General features: G+C 67.5%; 25 protein-coding genes and 1 other RNA gene. 6 read left to right on the forward strand and 20 right to left on the reverse strand.

The annotated features are described in order from the left end of the window. Window positions 1-8: 8 nt before the first annotated feature. Window positions 9-477, reverse strand: an RNA gene (gene rnpB, locus Pla175_RS19470) — RNase P RNA component class A. Window positions 478-642: 165 nt separating this feature from the next. Here rnpB and Pla175_RS19475 point away from each other — a divergent pair. Then, on the forward strand, window positions 643-1,110 hold the full coding sequence (locus tag Pla175_RS19475) for an FHA domain-containing protein (RefSeq protein ID WP_145289243.1): 468 nt from the start codon (window positions 643-645) through the stop codon (window positions 1,108-1,110). 131 nt (window positions 1,111-1,241) lie between these two features. Next, the gene (rsgA, locus tag Pla175_RS19480; protein WP_145289248.1) at window positions 1,242-2,369 is read left to right on the forward strand and encodes a ribosome small subunit-dependent GTPase A; all 1,128 of its coding nucleotides are present in this window, start codon (window positions 1,242-1,244) and stop codon (window positions 2,367-2,369) included. Window positions 2,370-2,407: 38 nt separating this feature from the next. Here rsgA and Pla175_RS19485 read toward each other — a convergent pair whose 3' ends face one another. From Pla175_RS19485 to Pla175_RS19500, 4 genes are all read right to left on the reverse strand, one after another. Continuing rightward, window positions 2,408-2,680 carry a hypothetical protein gene (locus Pla175_RS19485; protein ID WP_145289251.1) on the reverse strand — a complete coding sequence of 91 codons (273 nt, stop codon included), beginning with the start codon at window positions 2,678-2,680 and terminating at the stop codon, window positions 2,408-2,410. Next, window positions 2,673-3,260, reverse strand: a complete 588-nt coding sequence (locus Pla175_RS19490) for a zeta toxin family protein (RefSeq protein ID WP_145289254.1) — start codon at window positions 3,258-3,260, stop codon at window positions 2,673-2,675. Before Pla175_RS19490 ends, Pla175_RS19485 begins: the two co-directional genes overlap by 8 nt. Before the next feature lie 7 nt (window positions 3,261-3,267). Beyond that, on the reverse strand, window positions 3,268-4,332 hold the full coding sequence (locus Pla175_RS19495) for a M42 family metallopeptidase (RefSeq protein ID WP_145289258.1): 1,065 nt from the start codon (window positions 4,330-4,332) through the stop codon (window positions 3,268-3,270). A 133-nt stretch (window positions 4,333-4,465) separates the two neighbouring features. After that, window positions 4,466-4,906 (reverse strand): VOC family protein, encoded by a 441-nt coding sequence (locus Pla175_RS19500; protein ID WP_145289261.1) that lies wholly within the window; start codon window positions 4,904-4,906, stop codon window positions 4,466-4,468. Between the two features lie 172 nt (window positions 4,907-5,078). Here Pla175_RS19500 and Pla175_RS19505 point away from each other — a divergent pair, with 172 nt between their 5' ends. Then, window positions 5,079-5,648: a hypothetical protein gene (locus Pla175_RS19505; protein WP_145289264.1), complete on the forward strand. Its 570-nt coding sequence runs from the start codon at window positions 5,079-5,081 to the stop codon at window positions 5,646-5,648. Window positions 5,649-5,719: 71 nt separating this feature from the next. Here the strand turns inward: Pla175_RS19505 and Pla175_RS19510 are convergent, their stop codons facing one another. The 15 genes from Pla175_RS19510 to uvrA form a co-directional block, all read right to left on the reverse strand. Further along, window positions 5,720-6,508, reverse strand: coding sequence for a TatD family hydrolase (locus tag Pla175_RS19510; protein WP_145289267.1), 789 nt, complete (start codon window positions 6,506-6,508; stop codon window positions 5,720-5,722). 87 nt (window positions 6,509-6,595) lie between these two features. Then, a complete protein-coding gene (locus tag Pla175_RS19515; protein WP_145289270.1) occupies window positions 6,596-7,045 on the reverse strand; it encodes a hypothetical protein in 450 nt (149 codons plus the stop codon). 17 nt (window positions 7,046-7,062) lie between these two features. Beyond that, window positions 7,063-8,685, reverse strand: coding sequence for an NADH-quinone oxidoreductase subunit N (locus Pla175_RS19520; protein WP_145289274.1), 1,623 nt, complete (start codon window positions 8,683-8,685; stop codon window positions 7,063-7,065). Beyond that, window positions 8,682-10,451, reverse strand: a complete 1,770-nt coding sequence (locus Pla175_RS19525; protein ID WP_145289277.1) for a complex I subunit 4 family protein — start codon at window positions 10,449-10,451, stop codon at window positions 8,682-8,684. The genes Pla175_RS19520 and Pla175_RS19525 overlap by 4 nt, the downstream gene beginning before the upstream one ends. Window positions 10,452-10,600: 149 nt before the next feature. Then, window positions 10,601-12,892, reverse strand: coding sequence for an NADH-quinone oxidoreductase subunit L (gene nuoL / locus Pla175_RS19530; protein ID WP_145289281.1), 2,292 nt, complete (start codon window positions 12,890-12,892; stop codon window positions 10,601-10,603). Window positions 12,893-13,168: 276 nt separating this feature from the next. After that, complete coding sequence (gene nuoK / locus Pla175_RS19535) at window positions 13,169-13,519, reverse strand: NADH-quinone oxidoreductase subunit NuoK (RefSeq protein WP_197527002.1); 351 nt, start codon at window positions 13,517-13,519, stop codon at window positions 13,169-13,171. A gap of 231 nt (window positions 13,520-13,750) precedes the next feature. Next, window positions 13,751-14,326: an NADH-quinone oxidoreductase subunit J family protein gene (locus Pla175_RS19540; RefSeq protein WP_145289284.1), complete on the reverse strand. Its 576-nt coding sequence runs from the start codon at window positions 14,324-14,326 to the stop codon at window positions 13,751-13,753. A gap of 1 nt (window position 14,327) precedes the next feature. Beyond that, window positions 14,328-15,593, reverse strand: coding sequence for a complex I subunit 1/NuoH family protein (locus Pla175_RS19545; protein WP_145289287.1), 1,266 nt, complete (start codon window positions 15,591-15,593; stop codon window positions 14,328-14,330). A gap of 209 nt (window positions 15,594-15,802) precedes the next feature. Continuing rightward, the gene (locus Pla175_RS19550) at window positions 15,803-17,347 is read right to left on the reverse strand and encodes a serine/threonine-protein kinase (protein WP_231953977.1); all 1,545 of its coding nucleotides are present in this window, start codon (window positions 17,345-17,347) and stop codon (window positions 15,803-15,805) included. Between the two features lie 368 nt (window positions 17,348-17,715). Next, window positions 17,716-18,519, reverse strand: a complete 804-nt coding sequence (locus Pla175_RS19555; RefSeq protein WP_145289290.1) for an enoyl-ACP reductase FabI — start codon at window positions 18,517-18,519, stop codon at window positions 17,716-17,718. Then, the gene (locus Pla175_RS19560; protein ID WP_145289293.1) at window positions 18,509-18,949 is read right to left on the reverse strand and encodes a 3-hydroxyacyl-ACP dehydratase FabZ family protein; all 441 of its coding nucleotides are present in this window, start codon (window positions 18,947-18,949) and stop codon (window positions 18,509-18,511) included. Before Pla175_RS19560 ends, Pla175_RS19555 begins: the two co-directional genes overlap by 11 nt. A 91-nt stretch (window positions 18,950-19,040) precedes the next feature. After that, a complete protein-coding gene (locus tag Pla175_RS19565; protein WP_145289297.1) occupies window positions 19,041-19,949 on the reverse strand; it encodes a serine/threonine-protein kinase in 909 nt (302 codons plus the stop codon). 84 nt (window positions 19,950-20,033) lie between these two features. Next, complete coding sequence (locus tag Pla175_RS19570; protein WP_145289300.1) at window positions 20,034-21,065, reverse strand: ThiF family adenylyltransferase; 1,032 nt, start codon at window positions 21,063-21,065, stop codon at window positions 20,034-20,036. Next, window positions 21,062-21,364, reverse strand: a complete 303-nt coding sequence (locus Pla175_RS19575) for a hypothetical protein (protein WP_145289303.1) — start codon at window positions 21,362-21,364, stop codon at window positions 21,062-21,064. The genes Pla175_RS19570 and Pla175_RS19575 overlap by 4 nt, the downstream gene beginning before the upstream one ends. Then, on the reverse strand, window positions 21,354-24,218 hold the full coding sequence (gene uvrA / locus Pla175_RS19580) for an excinuclease ABC subunit UvrA (RefSeq protein ID WP_197527003.1): 2,865 nt from the start codon (window positions 24,216-24,218) through the stop codon (window positions 21,354-21,356). Before uvrA ends, Pla175_RS19575 begins: the two co-directional genes overlap by 11 nt. Window positions 24,219-24,441: 223 nt before the next feature. Here uvrA and Pla175_RS19585 point away from each other — a divergent pair, with 223 nt between their 5' ends. The 3 genes from Pla175_RS19585 to Pla175_RS19595 all read left to right on the forward strand — a co-directional run bounded on the left by Pla175_RS19585 (window position 24,442) and on the right by Pla175_RS19595 (window position 25,795). Further along, window positions 24,442-24,663 carry a DUF2281 domain-containing protein gene (locus Pla175_RS19585; protein ID WP_145289306.1) on the forward strand — a complete coding sequence of 74 codons (222 nt, stop codon included), beginning with the start codon at window positions 24,442-24,444 and terminating at the stop codon, window positions 24,661-24,663. A 67-nt stretch (window positions 24,664-24,730) separates the two neighbouring features. After that, window positions 24,731-25,120, forward strand: a complete 390-nt coding sequence (locus Pla175_RS19590) for a type II toxin-antitoxin system VapC family toxin (protein WP_145289309.1) — start codon at window positions 24,731-24,733, stop codon at window positions 25,118-25,120. 186 nt (window positions 25,121-25,306) lie between these two features. Then, entirely contained in the window at window positions 25,307-25,795 is a 489-nt protein-coding gene (locus tag Pla175_RS19595; RefSeq protein WP_145289313.1) for a hypothetical protein, read from the forward strand. Window positions 25,796-26,124: the final 329 nt, after the last annotated feature.

The following is a 26,124-nucleotide window of genomic DNA, read 5'->3' on the forward strand; positions in this document are numbered from 1 at the left end:
TTTAGAATCCTTCGAGAGGGCCTGTAAGCCGGGTTTTGTGTCCGCTTCCCGAAGGAGGCGGCGGCAGCCATTCCTCTAGGACGGTGGTTGCCCACCGCCTCAAGCAGCCTACCCGGGAGTCGTAGCGAGCCGAGCCGGCTCGTGCTCCCTGTTTGGCCTTGCGCCGGGTGGGGTTTACCTAGCCGATCGGGTCGCCCCGACCGCTGGTGCGCTCTTACCGCACCGTTTCACCCTTACCTGCGGAGGTGTTAGGTCTTAGGTACTAGGCGTTGGGAAAGACCAGCAGAGAATCGCTCAAACACGTCCGTCCTAAGACCTAACGACTAAAACCTAACACCCCCGCAGGCGGTTTGCTTTCTGTTGCACTTGCCCTGGCCTTGCGGCCGGTGGGAGTTACCCACCACCCTGCCCTGCGGCGCCCGGACTTTCCTCCCGCCGGACGCACCGCGTCCGACCGGCGGCTGCCCGGCCCTCTCGAAGGAAGTAGCGATTATACCCGAAAATCCGGCCGGCCGCCGCCGCCCGGGGCGTGTGCGGCGCCGCGGGCGAGTTGACTGCTTTCCACGACGTTCCTAGAGTGGAAACTAGTCGTTCGTCTGCCCAACCCATTTTATTCCAACTCTCTCAAAGCGAGGGACAGCCATGTATGGCGAGCTGATTCCGCTAGGCGGCGGCGACCCCATCCCGCTTATCAAGAAGAAACTGCTGATCGGTCGCCGCGAGAGCTGCGATATCGTGCTGCGCTTCGCCAACGTGTCGGCCCACCACTGCGAGCTGTCCATCGACAGCGGCTACTGGTACATCCGCGACCTGCAGAGCCGCAACGGCGTGAAGATCAACGACGTGCGGGTGCAGGAGCGGCGCCTCGACTCGGGGGACTCCCTATCGGTCGCCAAGCACCACTACCGCATCGAGTACTCGCCCGCCGACCTGGGCGCGGTCGGCCCGCCGCCGTCGGACAACCTGGCGCAAGAGGTCATGCGCAAGAGCCTGCTGGAACGCGCCGGGCTCGAGAACACCCGGCGACAGACAGAGCCGATGACCTCCAAGCGGTACGACCCGAACAACATGAAGGCCGGCCAGATCGACCTGCCCGACAAGCCGGTCTAGGCCGGCGCGCGGATACCAGCGAGCCAGGGCTTCGGCCCAAGGAGCCGGAAGCGTCAGCGCCCGGAGGACGCAAGCTCGATCCTCCGGCCGCTGACGCTTCCGGCTCTCGTTTCTAAGGCGGGCGAAGATGCGTGGCTAAGAAAAAACCAAAAGTACGCGCCGAGTTCCGCAAGAACCACGACACCCGCGCGCGGCAGAACGACCTCACCCAGCGGTTCGACCCCGATGCGGCCGACGACTCGGACCGCGGCGAACGCGTCACCGGCAAGGGCCGGCTCACCCGCCGGCGGACCGTCGCGGGCGCCGAGGTGACCCAGGACGATTCCGGCTCGTTGGTGCTCCCCGAGGTCGACCGCACCGTCTGCCGGATGGGCCGCGTGCTGCGCGTGCAGGGGCTGGTCAGCATCGTCCAGATGGAAGACGGCCGGCTGCTGGCCTGCGCCACACGGCAGCTCCTCAAGCAGCTATCGACCGAGCTGCGGCACGTGGTGGCCGCCGGCGACCGCGTGTGGGTCCGCCCCGAGGGGCAGCGCGAGGGAGTGATCGAGCGCGTCGAGCCCCGCACCGGCGTACTGAGCCGCAGCAGCCGCGGCCGGCAGCACCTGATCGTGGTGAACGTTGACCAGGTGCTGATCGTCGCCAGCGCGGCCGAACCGCGGATCAAGCCTAACCTGATCGACCGCTACCTGCTGACCTGCGAGAAGATGAGAATCCGGCCGATCGTGTGCATCAACAAGATCGACCTGGTCGACCCCGTGTCGGTGATGCCGCTGGCAGGGGTCTACTCGCAGTTGGGCTACGACGTGCTATGCCTCTCGGCCCGCAGCGGTCAGGGGCTGGACGCGCTACGCCGGCTCACGGCGGGGAAGGCGACGGCCCTTTCGGGCCAGAGCGGGGTGGGGAAGTCGTCGCTGCTCAACGCGCTCGACCCGGGGCTAGCGCTGCGGATCCAAACGGTAAGCGCCGAGTCTCAGAAGGGCCGCCACACCACCACCACCGCCGAGCTGATCCCGCTGGCCGACGGCGGCTGGGTGGTCGACACCCCGGGGATCCGCCAGTTCCAGCTCTGGGACACCATCCCGAAGGAACTCGACGGCTACTTCCGCGAGCTGCGCCCGTACGTCAGCCAGTGCCGCTACCCCGACTGCACCCACACGCACGAAGACGAGTGCGCGGTGAAGAACGCGGTGGCAGATAACCACATCGACCCACGCCGCTACGAGAGCTTCCTGCAGATGCAAGCCGGCGACGACTTCTAGCGTGCCCCAAGCAAGCGGGCGAGCCGTCGGCGCCCGGCTCAGCTACCGGCGCCGGAGCTTTCTGCCCGTCTGGCCGCCCCCTCCGCCAACTTCTCCGCCCAACCCGGCGGGGGCGTGTCGCGTCCCTCCCACGGGTCGTTGAGCCCCAGCGTGCCGTCGGGCTGCTCGTAGTAGAGGTGACCGAGGATGGAGTAGACGTTGGGCACGCCCATCCGGCGGCTGTGCTCTTGGGCTTCACGGACGCCACGGTTAAAGATACGCGTGAAGTTCTCACTCCGGGCGTGGTAGCCGTTGCTGTTGGATTCACTCATGTTCAACTACCTCCGCAAGCGTAAAGTAGCGGGCCAACTCCGCGTCGTTCACTGGAGTAAGTTTGTCTTGCTCACCGGAAGCGACAAGTTGGGGACTATTCAGAGCGTTGCGATACAGTTTCCACTCATCCGCTAGCGGACGGTAAAGGTTCCAAAAGTTCTTTAGCGTCCGCGAAAAGCGTCTCCGCACGTCTTCCTCGGGCACATTGTGTCCACCCTTTCGGTGACGCTCCTTCACCCGCTGTAGCGAGGCGTCGGCTGAGTCAACGTACACCATCACCATCGAAACGCGGTAGCCAACCTTACGTGCGGCTTTCAGGTTTGCCGCAAGCGACTTGCCCGACAGTGTAGATTCTACGATGAAGCTGGACCGCAGGCCAATCAGCTCGGCCAGCCGCTCCACAAACAGCCTCCCCGCCGCCACGGCTACCTCCTCCACCGCCTCGGGGCGCAGCTCCGCCGCGATCGCGTCCGCGCTCAGGTAGGGCTCCGGGTACTCCTCCAGGTAGGCGCGTACAAAGGTAGTCTTGCCGGCCCCGTTGGGGCCGCCTACCACGGTGATCCGCGGGGCGTCGTTCATAGAGAAGCTACATCGGAGTGAAGTCGGCGTCCGCCTCCAGCCCCAGCACGAACTCCGCCAGCAGGTCGGCGCACATGTCCAGGTCGTCCAGCGAGCACATCTCTACCGCGCTGTGCATGTAGCGGTTGGGGACGCTCACCAGGCCCGCCGCGACCCCCGCTCGCGAGAGCTGCAGCGCGTTGGCGTCGGTGCCAGTGCCGCGGCCGATGGCGTTCCACTGGATCGGGATGCCCGCCTTCTCGCCGGAGTCGCGGAGCCGAGCCACCACAATGGGGTTCATGTTCGGTCCGCGGCTCACCACGGGGCCGCCGCCGAGCTTGATGTCGCCCTCCTGCTTCTTGTCGATCGTGGGGCAGTCGGTAGAGAACGTTACGTCAACGGCGATGCCCACGTGCGGATCGACCCCGTACGCGGCGGTCTGGGCGCCGCGCAGGCCCACCTCTTCCTGCACCGTTGAGACCGCGTGGACGGCCACCTTGAGCCCCCCCTTGGCCTGGGCGCGGCGGGCCGCTTCTAGGCAGACCCACAGGCCGGTCTTGTCGTCCATGCCGGGCGAGTTGGCTAGGTTGTTCCGCATCTCTTGGTAGCCCAGCTTCAGCGTGACGGGGTCGCCGATCCGCACCATGCTCTCTGCTTCTTTCTTGTCCTTGGCGCCGATGTCGAGCCACAGGTCCTTGGCCTTGACCACCTGCTTGCGCTCTTCTTCGTCGAGCAGGTGGATCGGCTTGCGGGCGATCACCCCGGGGATCGGACCCCCGACCGTATAGATCGTCATCCGTTGGCCGATCAGTTGCTGGGGGTCCCAGCCGCCGATGGTGCCGGTGTAGATGTAGCCCTCGTCGCTGATGTGCGTCACCAGCAGCCCGATCTGGTCGCAGTGGCCCGCGAACATCACGCGTAGCGGGGCTTTCGGGTTGCACGAAACCACCACATTGCCGTGCAGGTCGGTGCGGACCTCGTCCGCGAAGCCTTCGGCGTACTTCCGCACCAAGCCCTGAACGGGCTCTTCGTACCCCGACGGGCTGGGGGTCTCCAGGATCTGCTGAAAGAACTTCTTGGCGGCCGGTTCCATGGTGCTCCTGAAAGCGATGGTCTGCGGTGGGTGTACTTCCGCAGTAGGGTAACAAATCGCGACGCCCCTTGCAGGCGGTCAATAGCCGCCGAGCTACGCCTCGGCGCGGGGGCGGCTATGCGTGGCCCGGCGGCTAGTCCCCGCTCGTGGGGGGCCATTCTCCCAGCTCCAGCACGTTGCCGTCTGGGTCGAAGCAGAAGACCCGCTGGTAGCCGTAGTCGACCAGCGGCCTGTCGATGAACTCGACCCCCGCCGCACGCAGCACCCGGGCCGCGTAGGCGGCGTCGGGGACCGAGAACGCCAGGTGGCTCTTGCGGGTGTCGATCCGGTCGCGGGGCGGGTTGAAGTTGGGGTCGCGGATCAGGTGGATCGTCATCCCGGCCCCTTCGCGATAGAGCCAGGCGCCCTCGAAGTCGAACCCGGGGCGGGGGACCTCGCGGAAGCCCAGCAGGTCGCGGTAGAAGGCGACGCTCCGCGGCACGTCGCGGCAGTTGAGCGCGGCGTGGTTGATGGGGCCGGTGGGGATGGGGCCAAGGGGGCGGGGGTCGGTGCTGGGATCGGTGGGCGCCGGCATTGCTTGCAGTGGGGGATTGGGTGAGGGGGGTTGTGCCGATTGTACCGGTTCAGCTCACGCCGACCGCAGGGCGCCGCCGAAAACTTGGGAGGGCCTACCGCGCACCGCGGCGGGCCTATCGTAATTCGCCAAGCCCATCCGTCCGGCGTTATGCCGGCGTGGAGTGACTTCTATGCACGCTCGATTGTTGTCCCTGGTTGCGCTCGCCGCCCTGCTGCCGACCTCGGTCGGCTGCCTGCACCACTGCCAGATGCTGTGCGGAAGCAGCGTGGGCTGCGGCGCCGAGGTGGGCTGTTGCGACTGCGCCGGGGGCCGCGGCGAGGCCTTCAAGAAGTGGAAGTGCGGCTCCTGCGAAGGGCCAAAGATCTGCGTCTGCACCGGCCCCGACTGCTGCGACACCTCCTGCGGATGCGGCGGCTGCTGCGAGCCGGTGTGCGGGTGCGCCGAGCCCGCTTGCGGCTGCGAGCCGGCCTGCGGGTGTGAGCCCGCCTGCGGTTGTGACGTCGGCTGCTGCGACACGTGCGGCGGCGGATGTTGCGGCTTCGGCATCGGCAAGATGTGCGGGAAGCTGATCGGCAAGCTGTGCGGCTGCGGCGGGTGTGACGGCGAGCTCTACTGGAGCGAGTGGCACAACGACCCGCCGCGTTGCTGCGACCCCTGCGACAAGTGCGGCAACTGGGTGGGCCCTTCGGGCGGCTCCTACCGGGCGCCTTACGCGACGCCCTGCCCGACTTGCAACTGATCCGATGGACTGCTCGGCGGACTAGCGTCCGCCGCTCTGAGAAGGCTTCTCCGCTTACTGGCGTGCGCGGCTCATGGGATATTGAACAGCCGGTTCGCGTTTGCGGTGGTTTGGGTCGCGAGTTGTGCGAGCGTGACGCCGCGCACCTCCGCTAGCCGGCCGGCGGTGTGCAGCACGTGGGCCGGCTCGTTCCGGCGGACTTTGCGGACCGGCTCGGGCGACAGGTAGGGAGAGTCCGTCTCTACCATCAAGCGGTCGGCCGGGATGGCGCGGGCGACCTCACGGATCGTGTCCGACTTCTTGTACGTCGCCATGCCCGCGAAGCTGATGTGCAGCCCCATCGCAATGCACTCTTCGGCCATCGCTCCGTCGCCGACAAACGAGTGCATTACTCCGCGCAGCGGCCCGTGGCGGTACGCGTCGCGGAGCATCGCGAGCATGTCTGTATCGCAATCTCGCGTGTGGATCACCACCGGCAGCCCCGTGGCGCGTGAGAGCGCAAGATGCCGCTGGAAGTAGTCCTGCTGCAGCTCGAACGGCGCAAAGTCCCAGTGGCGGTCGAGCCCCGTCTCGCCCAGGGCGACTGCCCGGTCCCGGCCGGCAAGCTCTACGACACGGTCCCAATCGTCCGCCGCGGCCTCGGCCGTATGGTTCGGGTGGATGCCGACGGCCGCGTAGACCTCCGGGGGCTTTCCACCACGCGGCTGGGCGAGTTTCAAGCAGGCCTCGCTCGACGCACGCGTCACTCCAACGGCCACGATCCGAGTCACGCCGGCCTGGGCCGCGCGGGCCAGCACCTGGGGCCGGTCGGAATCAAAGGCGTCTTGGTCGAGGTGGGCGTGGGTGTCGAACAACTGCATGGGGGTAGTCTAGCGTGTTGCGTAAGAAACCTGGCAAGCGGGTTGAGCCGCGCACGTCAGCAAGCGGAGCAGTGCAACGAACTCCGCTTACTGACGTGCGCGGCTCGCAGCGGCTGCGCTGCTCGACTGGATCTCCGACTCGAGCACCTGCAGGTGCCCCAGCGTCATCCCGTGCGCCTCTTCCAGCAGCATCTTGGCGGTGCGTGTCAGGCCCGGGCGCTCGGCTTCTGCCCGCAAGGCCGCGGCGTCTTCGCGCTGACGCTTCACGGCGCGCTGCAGCAGGTAGCCAAGGGCCAGGTCGTGGCTGTCCGTGAACGCCATCGGGTAGGCGCCCGCGCCGGGCATGCCGTCTAGCCCGCGGAGCTGTTCGGCGAGGCGGTCCGCCATGTCCTGTTGGTCGTCCGCGATGTCGTGAAGCGTGGTGAGCGTTTGATCCTCTGCCGCGGCGAGCCGGCTTGTTTGCGCCAGGTACCGCACGAACGACGAGCGCAGCAGTTGCTGCACGCGGTCGAGCGCCGCGACGGAAACAGCGGCCATCGGCGTCGGCTGGCTGGTCATGGCCACAGCCCCCGGGCGGCCTGCTGTGCGGCGTCGGCGAGCCCGCCCGGGAACAGCCCCAGCAGCACCAGCGGCAGCGTGACGGCCGCCACGTAGATGACGCTTAGCATGCCCAGTTGCACGGGGCCGCGGGTGTCGGGCTCGTCGTGCATCGTCGCCACGCGGGCGACGCGCAGGTAGTAGACCAGCGAGATCGCGGTGTTCACCGCCGCAACGGCCAGCATGGTGATCGACAGCGGGCTCCACACCAGCGCCAGCGCCCGGAACGCCGCGAACTTGGCGAAGAACCCCGCCAAAGGCGGCATCCCCAGCAGGCTGAAAAGCACGACCGCCAGCGCCACGGCCGTAACCGGCGACGAGCGGATCAGCCCAGCGTAGTCGTCGATCTGGTCGCTGCCCGTCGAGCGCTCGACCAACGCGGCGATGGCGAAGGCGCCCAGGTTCATGAACAAGTAGACGCCGGCGTACAGCAGCAGCGCCGCGATCGCGAGTTCCGCGGTAGCCGGCTGGGCGCCGGCGACCGCTACCGCGGCGGCCACCGGCATCATCATGTAGCCGGCGTGGGCGATGGTGCTGTAGGCCAGCATCCGCTTCAGGCTGGTCTGAGCGTACGCGGCCAGGTTGCCGAAGGTGCAGGTAGCGATCGCCAGCGAGCCGATCAGCAGCGCTACGAATCCGGCCGGAGTTGGGACGGCCGCGGGCGTCGCCGCCGCGACCTGTACGGCCGCGGGCGGGTCGGCGACCACGCGGTCGATCGGCGCCGTGGGGGTAGCGATCATCGCCACGCGCACCAGCAGCGCCAGGGCGGCGGTCTTCGAGGCCACCGACAGCAGGGCGCCGATCTCGGCCGGCGCCCCTTCGAACACGTCGGGGCACCAGAAGTGGAACGGCACGGCCGACAGCTTGAACGCCAGCCCGACCATGATCATCACCGCGGCCAGCATCAGCACCAGCGTTGGCGCTTGCGGTGACGCCGACGCGGCAGTGTTCATCTCGGCCAGTCGACTCGCGAGGGTCGGCAAATGCGCGGTCCCCAGCAGCCCCGCGATCAGGCTGATGCCGTACAGCATCACGCCGCTGGCGCCGGCGCCGAAAACGGCGTACTTGAGCGCCGCCTCGCCGGCGCGGGGGCGCCCCTTCTCGACGCCCGCCAGCACGTAGCTGGGGACGCTCGCCATCTCGACCGCCAGGAAGACGATCAGCAGGTGGTTGGCCTCCACCATCAGGCACATCCCCAGCAGGGCGCCGACCACCAGCACGTAGAAGTCCTGCCCGCTGGAGCGATCGGCGAGCCCCGTGAGCTTGGTCAGCAGCAACAGCAGCACCCCGAAGCCCAGCAGCAGCACGCGCAGGTACGCCGCCATCGGGTCGATCACCAGCATGCCGGTAAACAGCTCGGTGCGGTGCACCTCGGACAGGCCTTGCTGAGGGATCGCGGCCATGGCCGCGGCCGCGAGCCCGCCGAACGCCCACACCAGCGGGTCGACCCGCGACAGCAGCGGCAGCACCTTGGCCAGCAGCAGCACGACGATCGTCGCGCACAGCAACAGCTCCGGCAGGAAGCCCGGCAGGCTTACCGCGGTGGTGTCGTGCAGCAGTCGGTCGACCAGCAGGTTCACTTGGGCATCGCTCCTAGCGGCGCCGGCGTCGCGGCCACCTTGTCTGCCGGCGGGGTCTGCAGCAGCTCAACCACCTGTGCGTCGATCGAGGGCTGCATGTAGTCCAGCAGCGCCCGCGGGTAGACCCCCAAGACGATCGCGATCGCCAGCAGCGGCCCGGCGATCCACGCCTCGCGGCTAGTGATGGGGGTAAGCCGATCGCCGTGCGGGCCGCGGTACTCGGCGCCAAGGTAGACGCGCTGGATGGTCCACAGGATGTAGCCGGCGGTGAGGATCACCACCGACGCGCTCACTACCGCCAACGCCTTGTTGAAGGGCCAAGCGGCCAGCACCACCAGCACCTCGCCGATAAACCCGCACAGCCCAGGCAGCCCCAGGCCGGCAAAGAACAGGCCCACCGCCAGCCCGCTGTAGATAGGCATCCGGCCGAACAGCCCGCCGAAACGGTTGAGGTCGCGGTGGTGCACGCGGTCGTAGACCACCCCCACCACAAAGAACATGCCGGCCGAGCTGATGCCGTGGGCGATCATCTGGAACATCGCGCCCGTGGCGCCCATCTTCCAGTAGTCCCCGTCGGCCGCGGTGCTCCACACCGCCAGGCCGAGCACCACGTAGCCCATGTGGCTCACCGAGCTATAGGCAACCAGCCGCTTGAAGTCGGTCTGCGCCAGCGCGGCCAGCGCCCCCCACACCATGCTCACCACGCCGATCGTGCAGATCACGTACGCCAGCTCCCGCCCCGCCTCGGGGCAGATGGGGTAGCAGAAGCGGATGATGCCGTAGCCCCCCATCTTCAGCAGGACGCCGGCCAGGATCATCGAGATGGGTGTCGGCGCCTCGACGTGTGCGTCGGGGAGCCAGGTGTGCAGCGGCACGGCCGGCACTTTGACCAAGAAGCCGATTAGCAGCAGCACGAACGCCCACCATTGCAGCGAGTAGCCCCACAGCAGCGGCGTGCTGAACAGCCGGGTGTGCTGCCCCATTTGCTGCATCGCCAGGATGTTGAAGGTGTGCAGCGGCCGGCCCGCGGCCTTGGCTTCGGCGAACCTGGCCGCCAGGGGCGCGTCGCCCGCCAGCCACTGCTGCATCGCCAGGCCGGCGTCGGCGCCCCGTTCGGGGGTTGGGACCACGTGCGCGCTGGCCAGTTGGTTGGCCGATAGCTGCGTCAGGTCACTCGCAAAATACAGCATCAACAACGCCACCAGCATCAGCACGCTGCCGACCAGCGTGTACAGGAAGAACTTGATCGCGGCGTACTCGCGCCGCGGCCCCCCCCACACGCCGATCAGGAAGTACATCGGCAGCAGCATCACTTCCCAGAACACGTAGAACAAAAAGAAGTCGAGCGCCAGGAACACCCCCAGCATGCCGGTCTCGAGCAGCAGAAACAGCACGCAGTAGGCCTTCACGTGCTTGTCGATCGGCCAGCTCGCGCCCATCGCCAGCATGGAGAGAAAGGCGGTCAGCACCACCAGCGGGAAGCTGATGCCGTCCAGCCCCAAGAAGAAGTCGATGCCGAACGACGGGATCCAGGGGACCGAGAACGCGTGCTGCATCTCGGCCACGCCGGACTCGAACCGCAAGCCTTCTTTGCCGAACACCAGCAGCACGCTCATCGCAAACACCACCAGCGTGGCCGCCAGCGAGATCTTCTTCGCGGTCTCGTCGCGCCCCGATGGTAGAAACAACGTAAGCCCCAACGCCACCGCGGCCGGCAAGAACACCAGCACGCTGAGGAAGACCGGCGGGTCGAAGAGCAATGCCATCGTTTCAAATTCGTAAAAGTGCGTAGTTCAAAGCCGCTAAGAATAGAACGCGGATAGTCGCAGAGGAAGCGGATTAGTACTGGTTAGTTCTCGTCTTTCTTATCTCGAAAATCTGCTTGATCCGCGTCAATCCGAGTCCCATTCATCGTTCATCCAGCAAACGCGTACTTCCAAGCCAGCGCAACCGCAAACAGCGCCACGGCGCCCGCGGCGAGGGTGGTGACGTAGGTGCGGAGGCTGCCGGTTTGGATGCCGCGGAGGTTGTCGGCTAGCGACCAGGTGGTCCGCGCGAAGCCGTCGACCCCGCCGTCAATGACGCCGCGGTCGAGCACCACCCCCACCAGCGCCGCGAACGCGCGGCAGAGCCAGGCCAGAGCGTGGACGACGCCGTCGATCACGCGGCGGTCAAACCAAGCCACCGCCGCGCCTACCCACAGCACGGGCCGGACCACCAATGCGGCGTAGATCTCATCAAACCACCAGGCGTGGGCCAACAGCGCGTAGACCGGGCGGAAGGTGTGGGCCACTTCGGCCGGGTTCAGCCACCGCCACAGGTAAACGGCCGCGGCCAGCAACACGCCCAGCGCCGCCGCGCCGAAGGCGATCAACCCCGCGGGGACGCGGATCGCCTGGGCGTGCGCGGCGTGCTCGCCGGGGTGCACCAGCTCGGGCAGCCACACTCCGACCTGATCGGCGTGGGTCCCCAGCGGGCGGGCCGACTCTAGCATGGCCGGAACCGAAAAGCCCCCCGGCAGCACGCCGCCGGCCACCACGGCCAACACCGCCAGCAAAATAAGCGGCCCGGTCATCGTCCGCGGCGACTCGTGCGCGTGCCGGAAGCGGGCGACGTCGCGCGGCTGGCCTGCGAACGTCAGCAGCCACAGCCGGAACATATAAAACCCGGTGATGGCCGCGCCCAGCGCTGGGGCGATCATCAGCAGAGCGTGCGCGGGGTTGCGGCCGGCGAAGCTCAGCGCCTGCTCCAGGATGGCGTCTTTGGAGAAGAAGCCTGCCAGCCCAAACGAAGTGAGCGGCAGCCCCGCCCCCACGATCGCCAGGGCGCCCACCAGCATCGCGGCCGACGTGATGGGCATCTTGCGACGCAGGCCCCCCATCAGCGGCATCTCGTTCGTCCCCACGGCGTGGATCACCGATCCGGCCCCCAAGAACAACAGCCCCTTGAACAGCGCGTGCGTCACCAGGTGGAACAGCCCCGCTACCCAGCCCCCGACCCCGAGGGCAAGCATCATGTAGCCGAGCTGGCTGATGGTGCTGTAGGCGAGCACCCGCTTGATGTCGGTCGCGGTCACCGCGATCGTGGCGGCCAGCAGCAGCGTCACGCAGCCGGTGTAGGCGATCACCAGCAGCACCTCGGGGGTGAAGATCGGGTAGCAACGCCCCACCAGGTAGACGCCGGCGGCGACCATCGTGGCGGAGTGAACCAGCGCCGAGACGGGGGTCGGCCCCTCCATCGCGTCGGGGAGCCAGACGTGCAGCGGGAACTGGGCGCTCTTGCCGACGCAGCCGCAGAAGATCCCCAGGCCGGCCGCGCACAGCAGCCAGTAACCGGGGCGGCTGCTCGCTTGGTCTTCGTGCTGCATCGCCGGTGGGGCCGCGAGCGCGTGGTGGTTCTCGGCCGTGCGGAGCTGGCTGAACACGCCCGGCCCGTCGGCGCCGGCGTCCGCGAAGGCCAGCGTCCCCAGCGATCCCCACAACGCCATCAGCCCCACCAGGAAGCCAAAGTCGCCGATCCGGTTGACGATGAACGCCTTGTTGGCGGCAGTGCTGGCCGCGGGCCGCTCGAAGTAGAAGCCGATCAACAGCCACGAGCAAATGCCCACCAGCTCCCAGAACGCGAACACCATCAGCAGGTTGCCCGCGATCACCAGCCCCAGCATCGAGAACGAGAAGAGCGACAGGTGCTGGAAGAAGCGGTGGAAGCGGCCGGGCCGCACCAGCGCCCGCCCGCCTGCGACCGGCACCTCGCGGTCGGTGACGTCCGACAGCTCGTCGTGCATGTAGCCGAGCGAGTAGACGTGCACGCAGGCGCTCATCAGCGTCACCAGCACGAACATCAGCACGGTGAGCGCGTCCACGTAGTAATCGATCGACAGCCGCAGCGCGCCGAACTGGGCCAGCGTGTACAGGGGCGCCGAGAGCACGGTCGGCGCGTGGGCCCCGGCTCCTTCTGCGGGCGGATGACCGGCGGGGGTCAGGCCGTAAGCGCCCAGCCACACGCCGAGCGCCGCCACACTGAGCAGCAGACTGGCGAGGATGGCCCCCACCGAGAGCCAGCCCCCCGCGCGCGAAGCGCCGGAGGACACCCGGCCCTTGCCGGCCCCCTGGAGCGCCGAGAACCCGAGCCACACGACCAAGAACGCCGCGAGCGGCAGCAGCCACGCGGCGATCAGCAGGACGGGGATGAGGGTTTCGGGGGGCATCGGTTGGTTGGTTCTAGCGAGCTACGTTTTGACCACGGATTTCACGGACGACGATGGCCACAAAGAGGCACAAAAAAGCACAAAGACGGGGATGAACGGATTAAACGAGTGGAAACAATCACCAACCGTAAGCGACGACTAGATCGATGCGTTCCCGGTCAATTGGTCAGTGACTATTGGTCATTGACGATCGGTCATGGGCCATTTCCTTTTTGTGCTTTCTTGTGCCTCTTCGTGGCCATCATTCTTCATCCGTGAAATCCGTGCCATCCGTGGTCAACCCCGTAGCTTGTCGGCTTGGTCCACGTCAACGGTTCCAGTGGCGTTGTAGAAGTTCAGCGCGATGGCCAGCGCCACGGCCGCCTCGGCGGCGGCCAACACGATCACGAACAGGGCGAACATCTGCCCGTCGAGGCCGAACGTGGCGCCCTCGCCGGTGAGGTAGGGGCTGCCGATCGCGACGAAGTTGATGTTGGCGCCATTGAGGACCAGCTCGATCCCCATCAGCACCCCCAGCGCGTTCCGCTTGGTCGCCATGCACACCACCCCACAACAGAACAGCACCGCTCCCACCACCATGAAGTGGGCGACGCTGAGCGGCTCGGTGAGCAGGTTGGCCAGGGGCATCAAAGGTTAACCACAGAGTCACGGAGGACACAGAGCGGACGGAGACGGACGGAAAGGACTTTCACAAGAGCGCGGAAGCGCAGCGGGAAGCTGAGGACGAGCTCTGGGTTCATTCGTTTTCTCATTCGTGAGTCGGTTGTGATAATCGGTTGCTCTCTTCTACGCGCTTCGGCTCCTCAACGAGAGATGCGTCCTTCTCCGTCCGTCTCTGTGCTCTCTGTGGCTCAGTGGTTAATTCGTCGAACTACGAGACCGGCTAGCGCGCGCCAAGTAGGCCGCGCCCACCAGCACCACCAGCAGATGAATCGAAATGATCTCAAACACCAGCAAGTAGCCGACGCGGCTCCCCCCGTCGGCAACATCTGGACGCAAGCCCAGCAGCGCCATCCCGATCGGGGTAGCGGTTTGCGCCGGGTCGCCGGCGGCGGCGATGGCGGTCTCGGGGGCACGCCACGCCGGCACCCCCACCGCCGCGGCGCACAGCACCGCCAGCAGCGAGGCGCCCACCAATAGCGCGATCAGCATCTGCCCGCTGGGGGTCCGCATCCGCACGTACTGGCTCTGCGCGGTGAGCATCACGCCGAACACCAGCAGCACCAGCGTGCCCCCGACGTAGATCATTAGTTGCATGGCGCCCACAAAGTCGGCGCCCGCCAGAAAGAACAGCCCGCTCACCGCCCCCAGCGACGCGATCAGGTAGAGCGCCATGCGGACGATGTTCTGCGTGAACACGACCGCGAGGGCGAACGCGCACGCAATCCCGGCAAACAGCAGGAAGAACACGCTTGGCCAGTGGATGGCGTCCATGTCAGTGGGACCCCGCGATGGGTCGACTCTGCATTGCAACTGGAGCCGGAAGCGCCATTGCGTTGCTCGCCATGCGGTCGCCGCTGGTTGGCCAGGGCTCCAGCGTAGCTCGATTCTCGGCGGGCAGCGGCAGCAGCCCCATCAGCACGCGGCCGGGGATGGCGACCTGCCAGAGCGATACGCCCAGCAGCATCACCGCCGCGATCGGCACGCAGTACTTCAGGCAGGTGGTGATCACCTGGTCGATCCGCAGCCGGGGCAGCGTCCAGCGGACCCACATCATGAAGGCCATCCCCACCAGCCCCTTGAACAGCACGTTGAGCGTGCCGATCAGGTTGCACACCAGGCCCGCCGGGCCGTCGCCGATGAGCCCGCCGAACCAGCCCCCGGGCTGCAGGCCCAGGCCCCAAGTTACCGGCAGCGGGCCGTGCCACGCGCCGCAGAACAGGATCGCCGCCAGCAGGCTCACGGTGAACATCGAGCCGTACTCGGCCATAAAGAAGAAGCTCCAGCGGAGGCCGGAGTACTCGGTGTGGAAGCCGGCCACCAGCTCGCTCTCGGCTTCGGCAAGGTCGAATGGCGCCCGGTTCACGCTGGCGATGGCGCACGTGACAAACACCCAGAAGACGATGAAGGTGAACGGGTCGTGCAGCAGGTTCCAGTTCCAGAACCCGCCGCGTTGGGCGTCGCCGATCACCACCAGGTCCATCGAGCCGGCCAGCAGCACGGGTACCACCACGCAGAACCCCAGCGGCACCTCGTAGGAAACCACCTGGGCCGCCTCGCGCATCGCGCCGAACAGGCTCCACTTGGAGGCCGAGGCGTAGCCGGCCAGGATCACGCCGAACACCTCGAGCCCCAGCACCGCGAGCACGAAGAACACGGCCACGTTCAGCCGCTGGGCCACGAACGGCGCCGGGAAGGCGTCCCAAAACCCGGCGAACGGCATCGCCAAGAGCGCAGCGAACGCGGCCGCCATGCTCACGTAGGGGGCGGCGCGGAACAGCATGCCGTCGGCGCCGCCGGGGATCAGGTCTTCCTTGGTGATCAGCTTGAGTCCGTCCGCCAGCGTCTGCAGCCAGCCGAACCGGCCCCCGACGCGGGTCGGTCCGAGGCGGTCCTGGATGCGGCCGGCGATCTTCCGCTCGAGCCAGATGAACCCCAGCGCGCCGACCGCCAGCAGGTTGATCAAGAGCGCCACCGGCACAGCGGCGGCGAGCGGGTAGGCGAGCCAGACGGGCAGGTACTGATCTAGGAACTCGGCCACGGGCGCATCCGGCGCGACGGGAACGGCCGGGACGCCACCAACGGCGCCCCGGGCGCCGGCCGCCGCCGTTGCGTTGCGGCGGGGCGGCTAGCACGCGGGAAATATCCCACACGCCCTGGGGGGTGTATACCCCTGCCGTGACGGGGGTCCGCAGACTTAGCGGCCCCGGCGCCGCTGGCCGACGAGCGCCGCCGGCCGGCTGGCCCCCACTAGCTGGCGAACACGGCCAGCAAGATCCCGATCAACGCGAAGGCGGCGAGCGCCACGACGTAGGGGACCCAGTTGGTCTTGTCGTAGGGGCTCTTGTAGCCCGGCGGGTGGAGCGGATCGAAATCGAGCCCCGACTGCCGCGGCGTGGCCACGGGCTGAGGGGACTGGGCGAACTCTTCTTCGAAGATGGTCTTGTGGGGGCCGCTGCGGGCCGCGGGGGGGCTTGGTTTTGGCGCGGAGGGTGAGTCCGACAGCACCCCCGAGGAGGAGGCCTTCGACTTGGCCGCGGGGCGGTCTTCTTCGTCCAGCGGGGCGAGGCCCACCTCTTCGTCGTCGCGGGTGGCCGTGTCGGGGCCGAACAGCCGCTGGGTGTCGCGGTTGGGAGACGAGAGGGACTGGCTGCTTCCCGGCGGGCGGAGGCCAGAGCCGGCCGGGGGTCCGAAACGGGTCAGCGCGCCGCTGCCGACCCCCTCGTCCTCGGCGTCGCGGTGGTGGTCGGTGCGTCCGCCGCCCGGCGCCCGGCCGCGTTCGCTGAGCCACTGCGTCAGCAGTTCGGCGACGTCCGCCGCGGACTGGATGCGCTCGTCCGGCTTCTTGGCCATCATCCGGGCGCAAATCTCGACCAGCGACAGGGGCGCATCGGGCCGGAACTTGAGGATGCTCTGCGGCTCTTCGACTTGGTGCTTGAGCAGCCGCTCGGAGATCGACCCCTCGGGGAACGGCGGCCTGCCCGTCAGCAAGAAGTAGAGCGTGCAGCCCAGGCTGTAGATGTCTGCCCGCGCGTCTGCCTTGTGGCTGTTGAGCGCCTGCTCGGGGGCGAGGTAGTCTGCGGTCCCCAGCACGTTCTCGTCGTGGGCGAGCGTCAGCGAGGGCTCTTCGTCTTCGGTGAGTTTCGCCAGGCCCAGGTCGAGCAGCTTGACCGTGCCCCGCTTGTCCAGCAGCAGGTTGGCCGGCTTGATGTCGCGGTGCACCAGCCCCATCTCGTGGGCGTGCGCGAGGCCGTTGGCCGCTTGGGCGATGAAGTCGGCCGCGGTGTCGTAGTCGAGCGTGCCGTGCTTGGAGACGTGCTGGTGGAGGTCGGACCCGTCCACGTACTCCATGACGATGTAGTGGACGTTCGCCTCGTTATCGATGTCGAACGCGCGGACGATGTTGGGGTCGTCGAGCCGGGCGACCGCACGCGCCTCGAGCTGGAACCGCTCGAGGTACGAGGCGTCCTTCACACGGTTCTGCGGCAGCACCTTAATCGCCACGCGGCGACGCATGAGGATGTGCTCGGCCAAGTAGACGCTGCTCATCCCTCCCTTGCCGATCTGCCCCAGCAGCTTGTACTTGCCGATGCGGAAGCCGCGGTGCTTGCCGGCCAGCAGCTTCTCGGTCTGCCAGGGGGTGAGCATCCCCGCGGTCACCATCAGCTCCGCCAGCCGCTTGTCTGCGGGGAGCGCGCCGTGCTCGGCCGTCGCTTTCGCGAGGAAGGCGTCGAGCCGATCCGATTCGACCAGCCCGCTCTTACGGACTAGCTCAACCAGTTTGTCGGTGGTCACTTCCGGCATGGAGGGTATTGCACGCGATGAACTATGACAGCCCTGCGACCAAGCTGGTCGACCAACTGCAATAGGGGGATTGTTTGGCGATAACGACACCATTCCCGCAGTGCTGCGGGTAAGACCGATGTCCTCCTGACTCACGATCCAGCGATCTCTCAACCAAGATGTGCTGGGGTCCGCCTGGATAAGCTAAGAAGCCCCGCGCGAAGCAGGCGTCGCCGCCGACGCTACCACTTCTTGCAGGACTCTACACTGAGACTATCACGACGCCCACGTCCATGCCAGCATATTTCCCTTCTAATCGCGTGCAAATCCATACGCCGTAAGGAGGTAATGCCGGTCAGCCGATCACTGAGGGCCGCCCGCTAATGGCCGCCCCGCACAAACTGTTCGTCGAAGTAGTTGGTGGACATTCCCGCGTCGACCACCAGCCGCTGGGCGTTCATCCCGGCCGACCGCGGGCTCAGCAGGAACGCCGCGGCCGCGGCCGCCTCTTGGGTTTGCACCGCCCGGCCGCGGAGGGTTGCCCGCTCGGCGTACAGGTACGAATCGACGTAGCCCGGGATGCCTGCCGACGCAGAGGTTTTAAGCAAACCGGGCGCCACTGCGTTGAACCGCACCTCAGAAAACTGGCTGAACGACTTCGCCAGGAACGCCAGCGAAGAGTCGAGCGCCGCCTTGACCGGCGCCATGAAGCCGTAGTTCTCGCTCGCCATGGTGGTCGTGGAGATCGACACGGTCACCACCGACGCCTGGGGCTGGAAGATTTCTTTCAGCGCGTTTGAAAGAGCAATCAGCGAAAAACAACTAATGTCGACCGTCCGCAGGAACGCCCGCTTGGTTGTCTCGTGGAAGGGGCGAGCGCCGTCCTGGTAGTCGGCAAACGCGATCGAGTGGAGCATGCCGTCGAGCCTGCCGACCCGCTGGGCTACGTCCTGGGCCAGCCGGGCGATCTGGTCTTCGTGCTCGACGTCGCAGACCAGCACCTCGGGCCCGTCGCCCACCAGCTTCCTCACCTGGTCGCGTCGCGCCTCGCTGCGGACCGCGTACGCCACGCGGCAATCCGCTTCTTCGAGCAGCCGGGCCACGTGCCAAGCGACGCTCTTGCGATTGGCTACCCCGCACACCAGCACGGTCTTCCCGGCGAGCTGCAAAAAATCAGCGGGCATCCGTCTTGGGTTCCGTCAGGGTGCAGGCGAATTCAAACCGGCAGGCGAGCGAACCGGCTGCGCTCACCCGGGCCTTCATGAAGAACGCGCTCGCCAGCCGCTCGGCCAGCTCGACCTCGATGTCCACCGTCTCGCCCGGCAGCACCTGGCGGCGGAACTGCACGTTGTTCGCCCGGGTGGCCACCGGCACCTTCCCCTGCTCGGCCTCGATCAAGCCGGCTATCAGCACCGCTCCGGCCTGCATGCTCGCCTCGCACAGGATCACGCCGGGGGTGATCGGGTACTCGGGGTAGTGCCCGGCGTACCAGAACTCTTCGCCGGTAAACGTCTTGCGGCAGACGATCCGCGCGTCGTCCCGCTCAACGATCTCATCGATCAACAAGAACGGCGGTCGGTGCGGGATGGCGGCAAGGATCGCTTCGAGTGACATGCCGACCATCCTGGCGGCGCTCCCCCAAAAACGCCAGTAGCCGACGGGTTGCGCCCCGGCGGCTAGTGGGGTGGGAGAGCTGCGGGTTGGATCAGGTCAGCGAGAAGCACGCGATCTCGAGCCTGACCAGCTCGCGGGCCACCGCCGCCGCGCTGTCGGGGCGGCGTAGCGCCTCCTTGGCCAGCAGCCTGTGCACCAGCGACGCCACCGGCTTGGGCAGGTCGGGCCGCACGCTGCGGATGCACTCGGGCTTGGCCTGGCGGTGCATCTCGATCAGCCGCGCGGGCTCGTCTGCCTCCAGCGGCAACCGGCCGGCGATCATCTCGTACAGCATCACCCCCAGGCTGTAGAGGTCGCTGCGGGCGTCGGCGCCGCAGGCGCTGGTCACGCGCTCGGGGGCGATGTAGCTGAGCGTCCCCATCACGGGCCGGGCCGACCACGCCCGCGTCTCGTTGGCCGACTGACAGAACCCCAGGTCGAGCAGCGTGGCGTGCCCGTCGGGGCCCACCAGCACGTTGCTGGGCTTCACGTCGCCGTGGATCATGCCGGTCTGCTGGTGCAACGCGGCCAGCGCCTCGGCCGCCTGGCGGGCGATCCACAGCGCCTGCGGCAGCCGCGGCCGGCCCCCTTGGAGCAGCGCCTGCAGCGACTGGCCGACGATCCTCGGCGTCACCACATAGAACGGCGGCGCCGCCACGTGGGCCGCTAGCACCGGCAGCAGGTTGGGGTGGCTCACCTTGCGGCCCACCAGCGCCTCGCGGCGTTGCAGCTCGATGGCGCCGGTGTCGTTCCACCACTCCTTCTTCAGCGTCTTGATGGCGTAACACGCGGCGCCCGGGGCGTCTTCGTGCTCGGCCAGGTAAACGCGGTTCAGGGCGCCCTCGCCCATTAGCCGCACCAGACGCCACGGCCCCAGCCGGCCGACCATCTTGCGCCGATCCGCGGGCTTGGCGGCCGCTGGCGCTGTGGCTGGCTTGGTTGACTGTTCTGCGAGCGGCATCGTTGTGTCAAGCAATAGGAGAAGAGTGGGCAGACCCAAACAGAAGATCGGCAGACGGCGCCGGTTAAGTTGAGCGGGAGGCCCTCACGCGCCGACGTACCGCGCTAGCACGCTACGCGCAGCCGACTCTTCTTCCACCCCGCCGACGATCGCCCGCCCGTCCGCAAACAGCGTCAGCTCGTAGGCGTCCACCCGCAGCCGCACCAAGAACGGGGTTGCCGTAACGTCGCCCACCTTCGACAGCCGATCGGCCAGCGCCGCCAGGTCGACCCGCTGCGGCGCCATCGGGCGGACCTGCACCGCGTTGCGGCCACAAAGCACCGCGGCCTGAGAACCGAGCCGGCCCTCCAGCCACGCGTAGTCCCGCTGGCCGCAGGCCCGGCACGTGCCGGCTGGCTGCAGCGAGCTTAGGTCGAGCTGCCGGATGTGGTTCCGCCACAAATCGATGACGGTCAGCCCACGCGATGCGTCGGCCCGGTTGCCGGTGAGCAGCTTGAGCGCCTCGGCCGCTTGCAGCGCGGCGACCATGCCAACCGCCGGACCGAGCACCCCCGCGGTGTCGCAGGTGGGCGCCGCGCCCGGCGCGGGGGGCTCCGGCGCCAGGCACGCCAGGCAGGGCGTCTCGCCCGGCAGCACCGGCATCACCTGGCCCTCGGCGCCCAGCACGCCGCCATACACCCAGGGTTTGTTGTGCTTCAAGCAGTAGTCGTTTACCAGCAGCCGGGTCTCGAAGTTGTCCGTGCCGTCGATCACCAGGTCGCAGTCGCCGGCCAGCGCCGCGATGTTGTGGTGCGTCAGGTCGCCCACGACCGGCTCGACCGCAACCTGCGAGTTCACCCCCCTCAGCTTCTGGGCCGCCGCCACTGCCTTGGGCGCTCCGGCCAGGGCGTCGGCCTCGTCGAACAACACCTGCCGTTGCAGGTTGCTCAGCTCTACGACGTCGCGGTCCAACAACCGCGTGAAGCCCACCCCGGCCCGCACCAACAGCTGCGCCGAGGCCGATCCGAGCGCGCCGACCCCCACCACCAACACCCGGCTCTCGGCCAGACGCTGCTGGCCCGCCAGGCCGATGGGCGCGAAGCGTTCTTGGCGTGAGTAGCGGTCGGCGTGATTCATGGCGTCTTGTTTCGCTTCGGTCGCAGCTCGATCCGCACGGCGGCGCCGCTGCCCAGAGTCAGCTCGTAGTAGAACCGCGCCGCGTCGGTCGAGTAGCACGGGTCGATGATCGCCACCGCCGCGCGACCGTCACTACTTGGGACAATCGGAAACTCGGCCGGCAGCGTGCGCGAACCGTCGCACAACGGGCCGCGACAAACGCCCCCCGAGGCCGATTGCGGCGGGTCGAACGTCAGCACCAGCCGAGCGACCCCGTCGTCTGCCTCGGTCACCTCGATCGTCGGGCCGTTATTCATCATCGTCGTCCGGCAGCGCTTCCAGCTCGCGCCGCCGCGCCAGCGTCTCGGCCAGCGCCTTGCCGGTGGGCAGGTCGGTCCGCTGGGCCACTTGTTCGGGGGTGCCGACCGCCGCCACGCGCCCGCCGGCGTCCCCCGCGCCGGGGCCGAGGTCGATCACCCAGTCGGCCGCCAGCATCAGCTGCAGGTTGTGCTCAACGATCAGCAGCGAGTGCCCCACCGCCAGCAGCGCCTCGAAGCAATCCAGCAGCCGCGTGACGTCCGACATGTGCAGCCCGGTGGTCGGCTCGTCCATCACGAACAGCGTCCGCCCCGCCTGCTTGGCCGAGAGGATCCCCGCCAGCTTGAGCCGCTGCGCCTCGCCCCCGCTGAGCGTGCTGGCCGGCTGGCCGAGCGTCAGGTAGTCGAGCCCCACGTCCAACAGCGGCTTGAGCCGCTGCTGCACCTTCACGTGCCCGCGGAAGAAGCGGAACGCCTCGTGCACGGTCAGGTCGAGCACCTCGGCGATGCTCAGCCCGCGTTGCTTCACGTCCAGCACCTCCGCCTTGAAGCGAGTGCCGCCGCAGTCGGGGCAGACCATCGACACGTCCGCCATGAACTGCATGTCCACCTCCAAGCGGCCGATCCCCTGGCACGTCTCGCAGCGACCGCCTCCGACATTGAAGCTAAAGTGCCCCGGCCCGTAGCCGCGGGACTTGGCGTCGGCCTGCTCTGCGAAGACCGTGCGGATGGCGTCCATCGCTTTGACGTACGTCACCGGGTTCGAGCGTGTGGAGCGCGCCACGGGGCGTTGATCTACCAGCACCAGCTCGGCGAGCTGGCCGACGCCCAGCAGGTCGTCGTGCGGCAGCGGGGTCGCCGATGCGTCGTCGCGGTGAAGTTGGCGCTGGGCCGCCGGGGCCAGCGTCCCTAGCACCAGGCTGCTCTTGCCCGCGCCGCTCACGCCGGAGACAACGCACAGCACCCCCAGCGGGACCTCGACGTCGATCCCCTTCAGGTTGTGGCCGCGCGCCCCGCGCAGCTTCAACCAACCGGGGCTCGGCTCGCGGCGCGGGCCGTGCGGCGCCATCGTCCGCCGGCCGGTGAGCCAGTCCCCCGTCTTCGACGCCGGGCAATCGGCCATCCCCGCGGGAGGCCCCTGGTAAACCACCGTCCCCCCCTCGGCCCCCGCCTGGGGGCCGAACTCGACCGCCTCGTCCGCGCGGTCGATGATCGACTCTTCGTGCTCGATCACGAGCACCGTGTTGCCGCGGTCGCGGAGCCCGGTGAGAGCTTCAGCCAGCTTGTCGACGTCGGCCGAGTGCAGCCCCGCCGAGGGTTCGTCTAGCACGTACAGCAGGTCGACCAGGTTCGAGCCCAGCGTAGTGGTCATCGCCACGCGGGCGCCCTCGCCGCTGCTGAGCGTGCGGAGCGTGCGGTCGAGCGTCAGGTAGCCGAGCCCCACCGACCGCAGGTAGCGCAGTCGGGCAGCCACTTCTTCTACCACCAGGCCCGCTGCCGCGAGCCGCGGGTCGCGCTCCCCCTGCGCCGCGAACCAAGCGTCCGCGGCGTCGATGCTCTGTCGGCACAGGTCCGCAAAGTTCTTCCCCCCCAGCCGCACCGCCAGCGCCTCGGGCCGCAGACGGGCGCCGTGGCACTCGGGGCAGGTGCGGTAGCTCCGCCAGCGGCTCAAGAAGACCCGCAGGTGCATCTTGTACTTACGACGCTCCAGCCAACGGAAGAAGCCGGCCAGCCCGCCGAACTCGTGCTCGGCCGACCCGTTCTGGATGATCGCCAGGTGCTCCGGCCGCAGCTCGGCGAACGGCGCGTCCACCGGCAGGCCGACCTTTGGCGCAAGCGCCAGCAGCTCCTCAAGCTCGTGGGCGTAGGCCGGCGTGTTCCACGGCGCGACGGCGCCCTCGCGGAGCGACTTCGTCTTGTCCGGCACGATCAAGTCGAGATCTTCTTCGACGATGCTGCCGAACCCCTCGCACGCCGGGCACGCCCCCAGCGGGTTGTTGAAGTTGAATAGCTGCGGCTGCGGCTCGGCGTACTCCCGCCCGCACCCCTCGCAGCACAGCCGGTTGCTGAACCGCCGCTGACGCCACGCCCGGCCGTCGACCTCCAGGACGCCGTCCCAAGGCGCCTCGCTGGCCAGCACCACGCAGGCGCCGTCGCCGCCATCGAGCGCCGCTTCGATGGCCTCGGACAACCTATCGGCCTCCACACGCCCCGCGGTCACGCGGTCCCCCACCACCAACGCGTCGCCGGCCGCCGCGCCCGGCGGCGAGGCCAGCTCGATCATCGCGCCCCCAACGATGCCGCGGACAAAGCCGAGCGCCCGGTAGTGTTCGAGCCGCGTGGCCAGCCCCCCCTCCCCTACGGCCGGGAAGCAGATCATCACGCGCGCACCCTCGGCGAGCGCCGCGACCTGCGCCACGATCGCGTCGACCGAGTCGCGCTCCACCGGGCGCTCGCAGGCCGGACAAATAATCCGTCCCACCCGCGCCAGCAGCAGCCGCAGGTGCTCGGCGATCTCGGTCGCCGTGGCCACGGTCGCCCGGTTCGACCGGCTGGCGCCGCGCCGCGTCACGGCGATCGCCGGCGGCAGCCCCTCGATCCGGTCGACGTCGGGCCGGTCGAGCCGGTCCAAGAACTGCCGCGCGTACGTGGAGAAGGTCTCGAGGTAGCGCCGCTGGCTCTCGGCGTGCAGCGTGTCGACCGCCAGGCTGGTCTTGCCCGAGCCCGAGGGCCCACAGAACACGATCAGCCGGTTCCGCGGCAGGTCGAGGTCGACCTCCTTGAGGTTGTGCGCGCGGGCGCCGCGCACGCGGATGGCGGCGGCGCTGTCGTTCGGGGCTAGAGGCGGGTCAGACACGCGGGGCGGCCAGCGGCTAAGGGGCTCAGCCGCGGCGACCGCGGCGCAATCCGCTAAGCTACCCCCTGGGCCACCGGGTCGCTACCGGACGCACCGCCTAAGAGAGTCGTCCGACCCCAGCAGTAGAACCCTGTAATGAGCGATGCGCACAATGGAAACCCGCCCGGCAAAACCCGACCGAAACCGCTCGACCCCGATCGCCTCGGCGGGGTAGAATTACGGCATGGCTACCTACCTCCGCGCCCATTTCGATGGACAATCGATCATCCTCGACGAGCCCGCGACGCTCACTCCGGGGCAGACGCTGCGTGTGCTGGTAGAGCCGGCAACTGACTCGCTAGCATCGCCCGGAGAAACCAAACTTTTCGGAGCTTGCAAGGGCATGTTCGTGATGGGCGGCGACTTCAATGATCCGCTTGATTGTTTCGCCGACTACCGCGAATAGGCGCCGACGATGAGTTCGACCTTTGACGCGACCTCGGGCCCGATTCTGTTCGATACGCAAGTGATGGATCTGGGTTGTCGAAGGCTCAGAAAAAGTACCCTTGCACATCCGTAAAGCCGTTAACGATCGAGGCCTCCGTCGCCTATTCAGTGTCGCTAGCGTGTGGGAGATGGCAATCAAGATTGCCATCGAAAAGTTGGCGTTGCAGCATGGGGACCTCAACGACTTCCTTGAGGTCCTCGATAAGAACTCAGTCGAACTTGTGCCGGTACGATCACGAGAAGCGAGTGATGTGGCAACTCTGCCAAGCGTCCATCAGCAGGCTGCTTCGGGCGCCGGTGGACGCCACCAGGACCCTTTCGACCGCCTAATCGCGGCTCAGTGCCTCCGCTACGACCTCACGCTGGTGTCGGTGGACAAGCAGTTCGACGCCTACGGCGTGCGCCGCGTTTGGTGATCCAACTCGTAGGATGGGTGGGGTGAAGGGGTGGCAAAACAAAAGGAAGAAGCAACACCTCAAGTCGTAAGAGGGGAATCTGTAGCCTTCAACGGGACACATCTAGCCGAACCGCCACGCTATGTTGAAATGACTGCTCGTTCAGAAAGAGAGAACGATCGCCCGACCCGGTCGTCAGTAACCGCTGTGAAGTGCACGTGCGGGTACCTTCAGCGAGCGGCCGACGAGCCGGGGACCCCGATTGTTTTTGACGCAACCACGAATGAGTACCTCTTCGTCTACCCACAGCAAGAGGGCCCGGGGCTGGCGGACTTGGTCATCTACCACTGCCCATTCTGCGGTGGAGCGGCGCCCGCCTCTAAGCGTCAATTGCTCTTCCACGTGGTTCCTTCCGCGGAGGTGTCGCGGCTGAAAGAACTGATGCGACCGATCCGCTCAATCCGTCAGGCATTTGAACGACTCGGCGCTCCGGAAAGTGATGACCCGGCTGGGTTTACCGTCACCAGCGATGAGGCCGGCGGCGTGGCGGGTTCGGTAGTTCCAAGTCGCAAGCTGACCTATAGGTCGCTTTCCACGGTGGCCGATGTCAACGTCATAGAACGCCTAGACGGTTCGATCGGCTTCAGCTTTAGCGGCAAGTTCCTTCGGCCAGATGAGGCAGACGCTTCGCTGTAAGCTTGATTCCTCCCTAGCGCCCTCTTAGCCGCCAACTTTCGCGTCGCAAATAGCCACCCACGCCGCAATAATACGGGGTTCGAGCACCTGGCTTGCGGCGCTCGATTCGCTTGAAAGCCCTCGATTTTTCGCTGGACCTCAGATGCGCGCTTTTTGTCCCCTCGGTGTCCGGTGGTGTCCGCTCGGCGGGGCCCCGGCGCCCCAAAACGGGCGTCGGGACGCTTGGGGCGCGGGGGGCGACCCCTTAAAACAAAGCACCACGCGAGCCGAAGCGGGGTTTTGACCGAAAACCGCGCCCCGCAACTAGGGACAAATCGGACACTTCACCT

The sequence above is a fragment of the Pirellulimonas nuda genome (genome assembly GCF_007750855.1).
Classification (GTDB): domain Bacteria; phylum Planctomycetota; class Planctomycetia; order Pirellulales; family Lacipirellulaceae; genus Pirellulimonas; species Pirellulimonas nuda.

Excerpts from the sequence above, each read along its gene's own strand:
- Pla175_RS19475 (WP_145289243.1), top strand. The coding sequence starts at position 643 with ATGTATGGCGAGCTGATTCCGCTAGGCGGCGGCGACCCCATCCCGCTT.
- Pla175_RS19485 (WP_145289251.1), bottom strand. The coding sequence starts at position 2,680 with ATGAGTGAATCCAACAGCAACGGCTACCACGCCCGGAGTGAGAACTTC.
- Pla175_RS19490 (WP_145289254.1), bottom strand. The coding sequence starts at position 3,260 with ATGAACGACGCCCCGCGGATCACCGTGGTAGGCGGCCCCAACGGGGCC.
- Pla175_RS19495 (WP_145289258.1), bottom strand. The coding sequence starts at position 4,332 with ATGGAACCGGCCGCCAAGAAGTTCTTTCAGCAGATCCTGGAGACCCCC.
- Pla175_RS19500 (WP_145289261.1), bottom strand. The coding sequence starts at position 4,906 with ATGCCGGCGCCCACCGATCCCAGCACCGACCCCCGCCCCCTTGGCCCC.
- Pla175_RS19505 (WP_145289264.1), top strand. The coding sequence starts at position 5,079 with ATGCACGCTCGATTGTTGTCCCTGGTTGCGCTCGCCGCCCTGCTGCCG.
- Pla175_RS19510 (WP_145289267.1), bottom strand. The coding sequence starts at position 6,508 with ATGCAGTTGTTCGACACCCACGCCCACCTCGACCAAGACGCCTTTGAT.
- Pla175_RS19515 (WP_145289270.1), bottom strand. The coding sequence starts at position 7,045 with ATGGCCGCTGTTTCCGTCGCGGCGCTCGACCGCGTGCAGCAACTGCTG.
- Pla175_RS19525 (WP_145289277.1), bottom strand. The coding sequence starts at position 10,451 with ATGGCATTGCTCTTCGACCCGCCGGTCTTCCTCAGCGTGCTGGTGTTC.
- nuoL (WP_145289281.1), bottom strand. The coding sequence starts at position 12,892 with ATGCCCCCCGAAACCCTCATCCCCGTCCTGCTGATCGCCGCGTGGCTG.
- nuoK (WP_197527002.1), bottom strand. The coding sequence starts at position 13,519 with ATGCCCCTGGCCAACCTGCTCACCGAGCCGCTCAGCGTCGCCCACTTC.
- Pla175_RS19540 (WP_145289284.1), bottom strand. The coding sequence starts at position 14,326 with ATGGACGCCATCCACTGGCCAAGCGTGTTCTTCCTGCTGTTTGCCGGG.
- Pla175_RS19555 (WP_145289290.1), bottom strand. The coding sequence starts at position 18,519 with ATGCCCGCTGATTTTTTGCAGCTCGCCGGGAAGACCGTGCTGGTGTGC.
- Pla175_RS19560 (WP_145289293.1), bottom strand. The coding sequence starts at position 18,949 with ATGTCACTCGAAGCGATCCTTGCCGCCATCCCGCACCGACCGCCGTTC.
- Pla175_RS19565 (WP_145289297.1), bottom strand. The coding sequence starts at position 19,949 with ATGCCGCTCGCAGAACAGTCAACCAAGCCAGCCACAGCGCCAGCGGCC.
- Pla175_RS19570 (WP_145289300.1), bottom strand. The coding sequence starts at position 21,065 with ATGAATCACGCCGACCGCTACTCACGCCAAGAACGCTTCGCGCCCATC.
- Pla175_RS19575 (WP_145289303.1), bottom strand. The coding sequence starts at position 21,364 with ATGATGAATAACGGCCCGACGATCGAGGTGACCGAGGCAGACGACGGG.
- Pla175_RS19585 (WP_145289306.1), top strand. The coding sequence starts at position 24,442 with ATGGCTACCTACCTCCGCGCCCATTTCGATGGACAATCGATCATCCTC.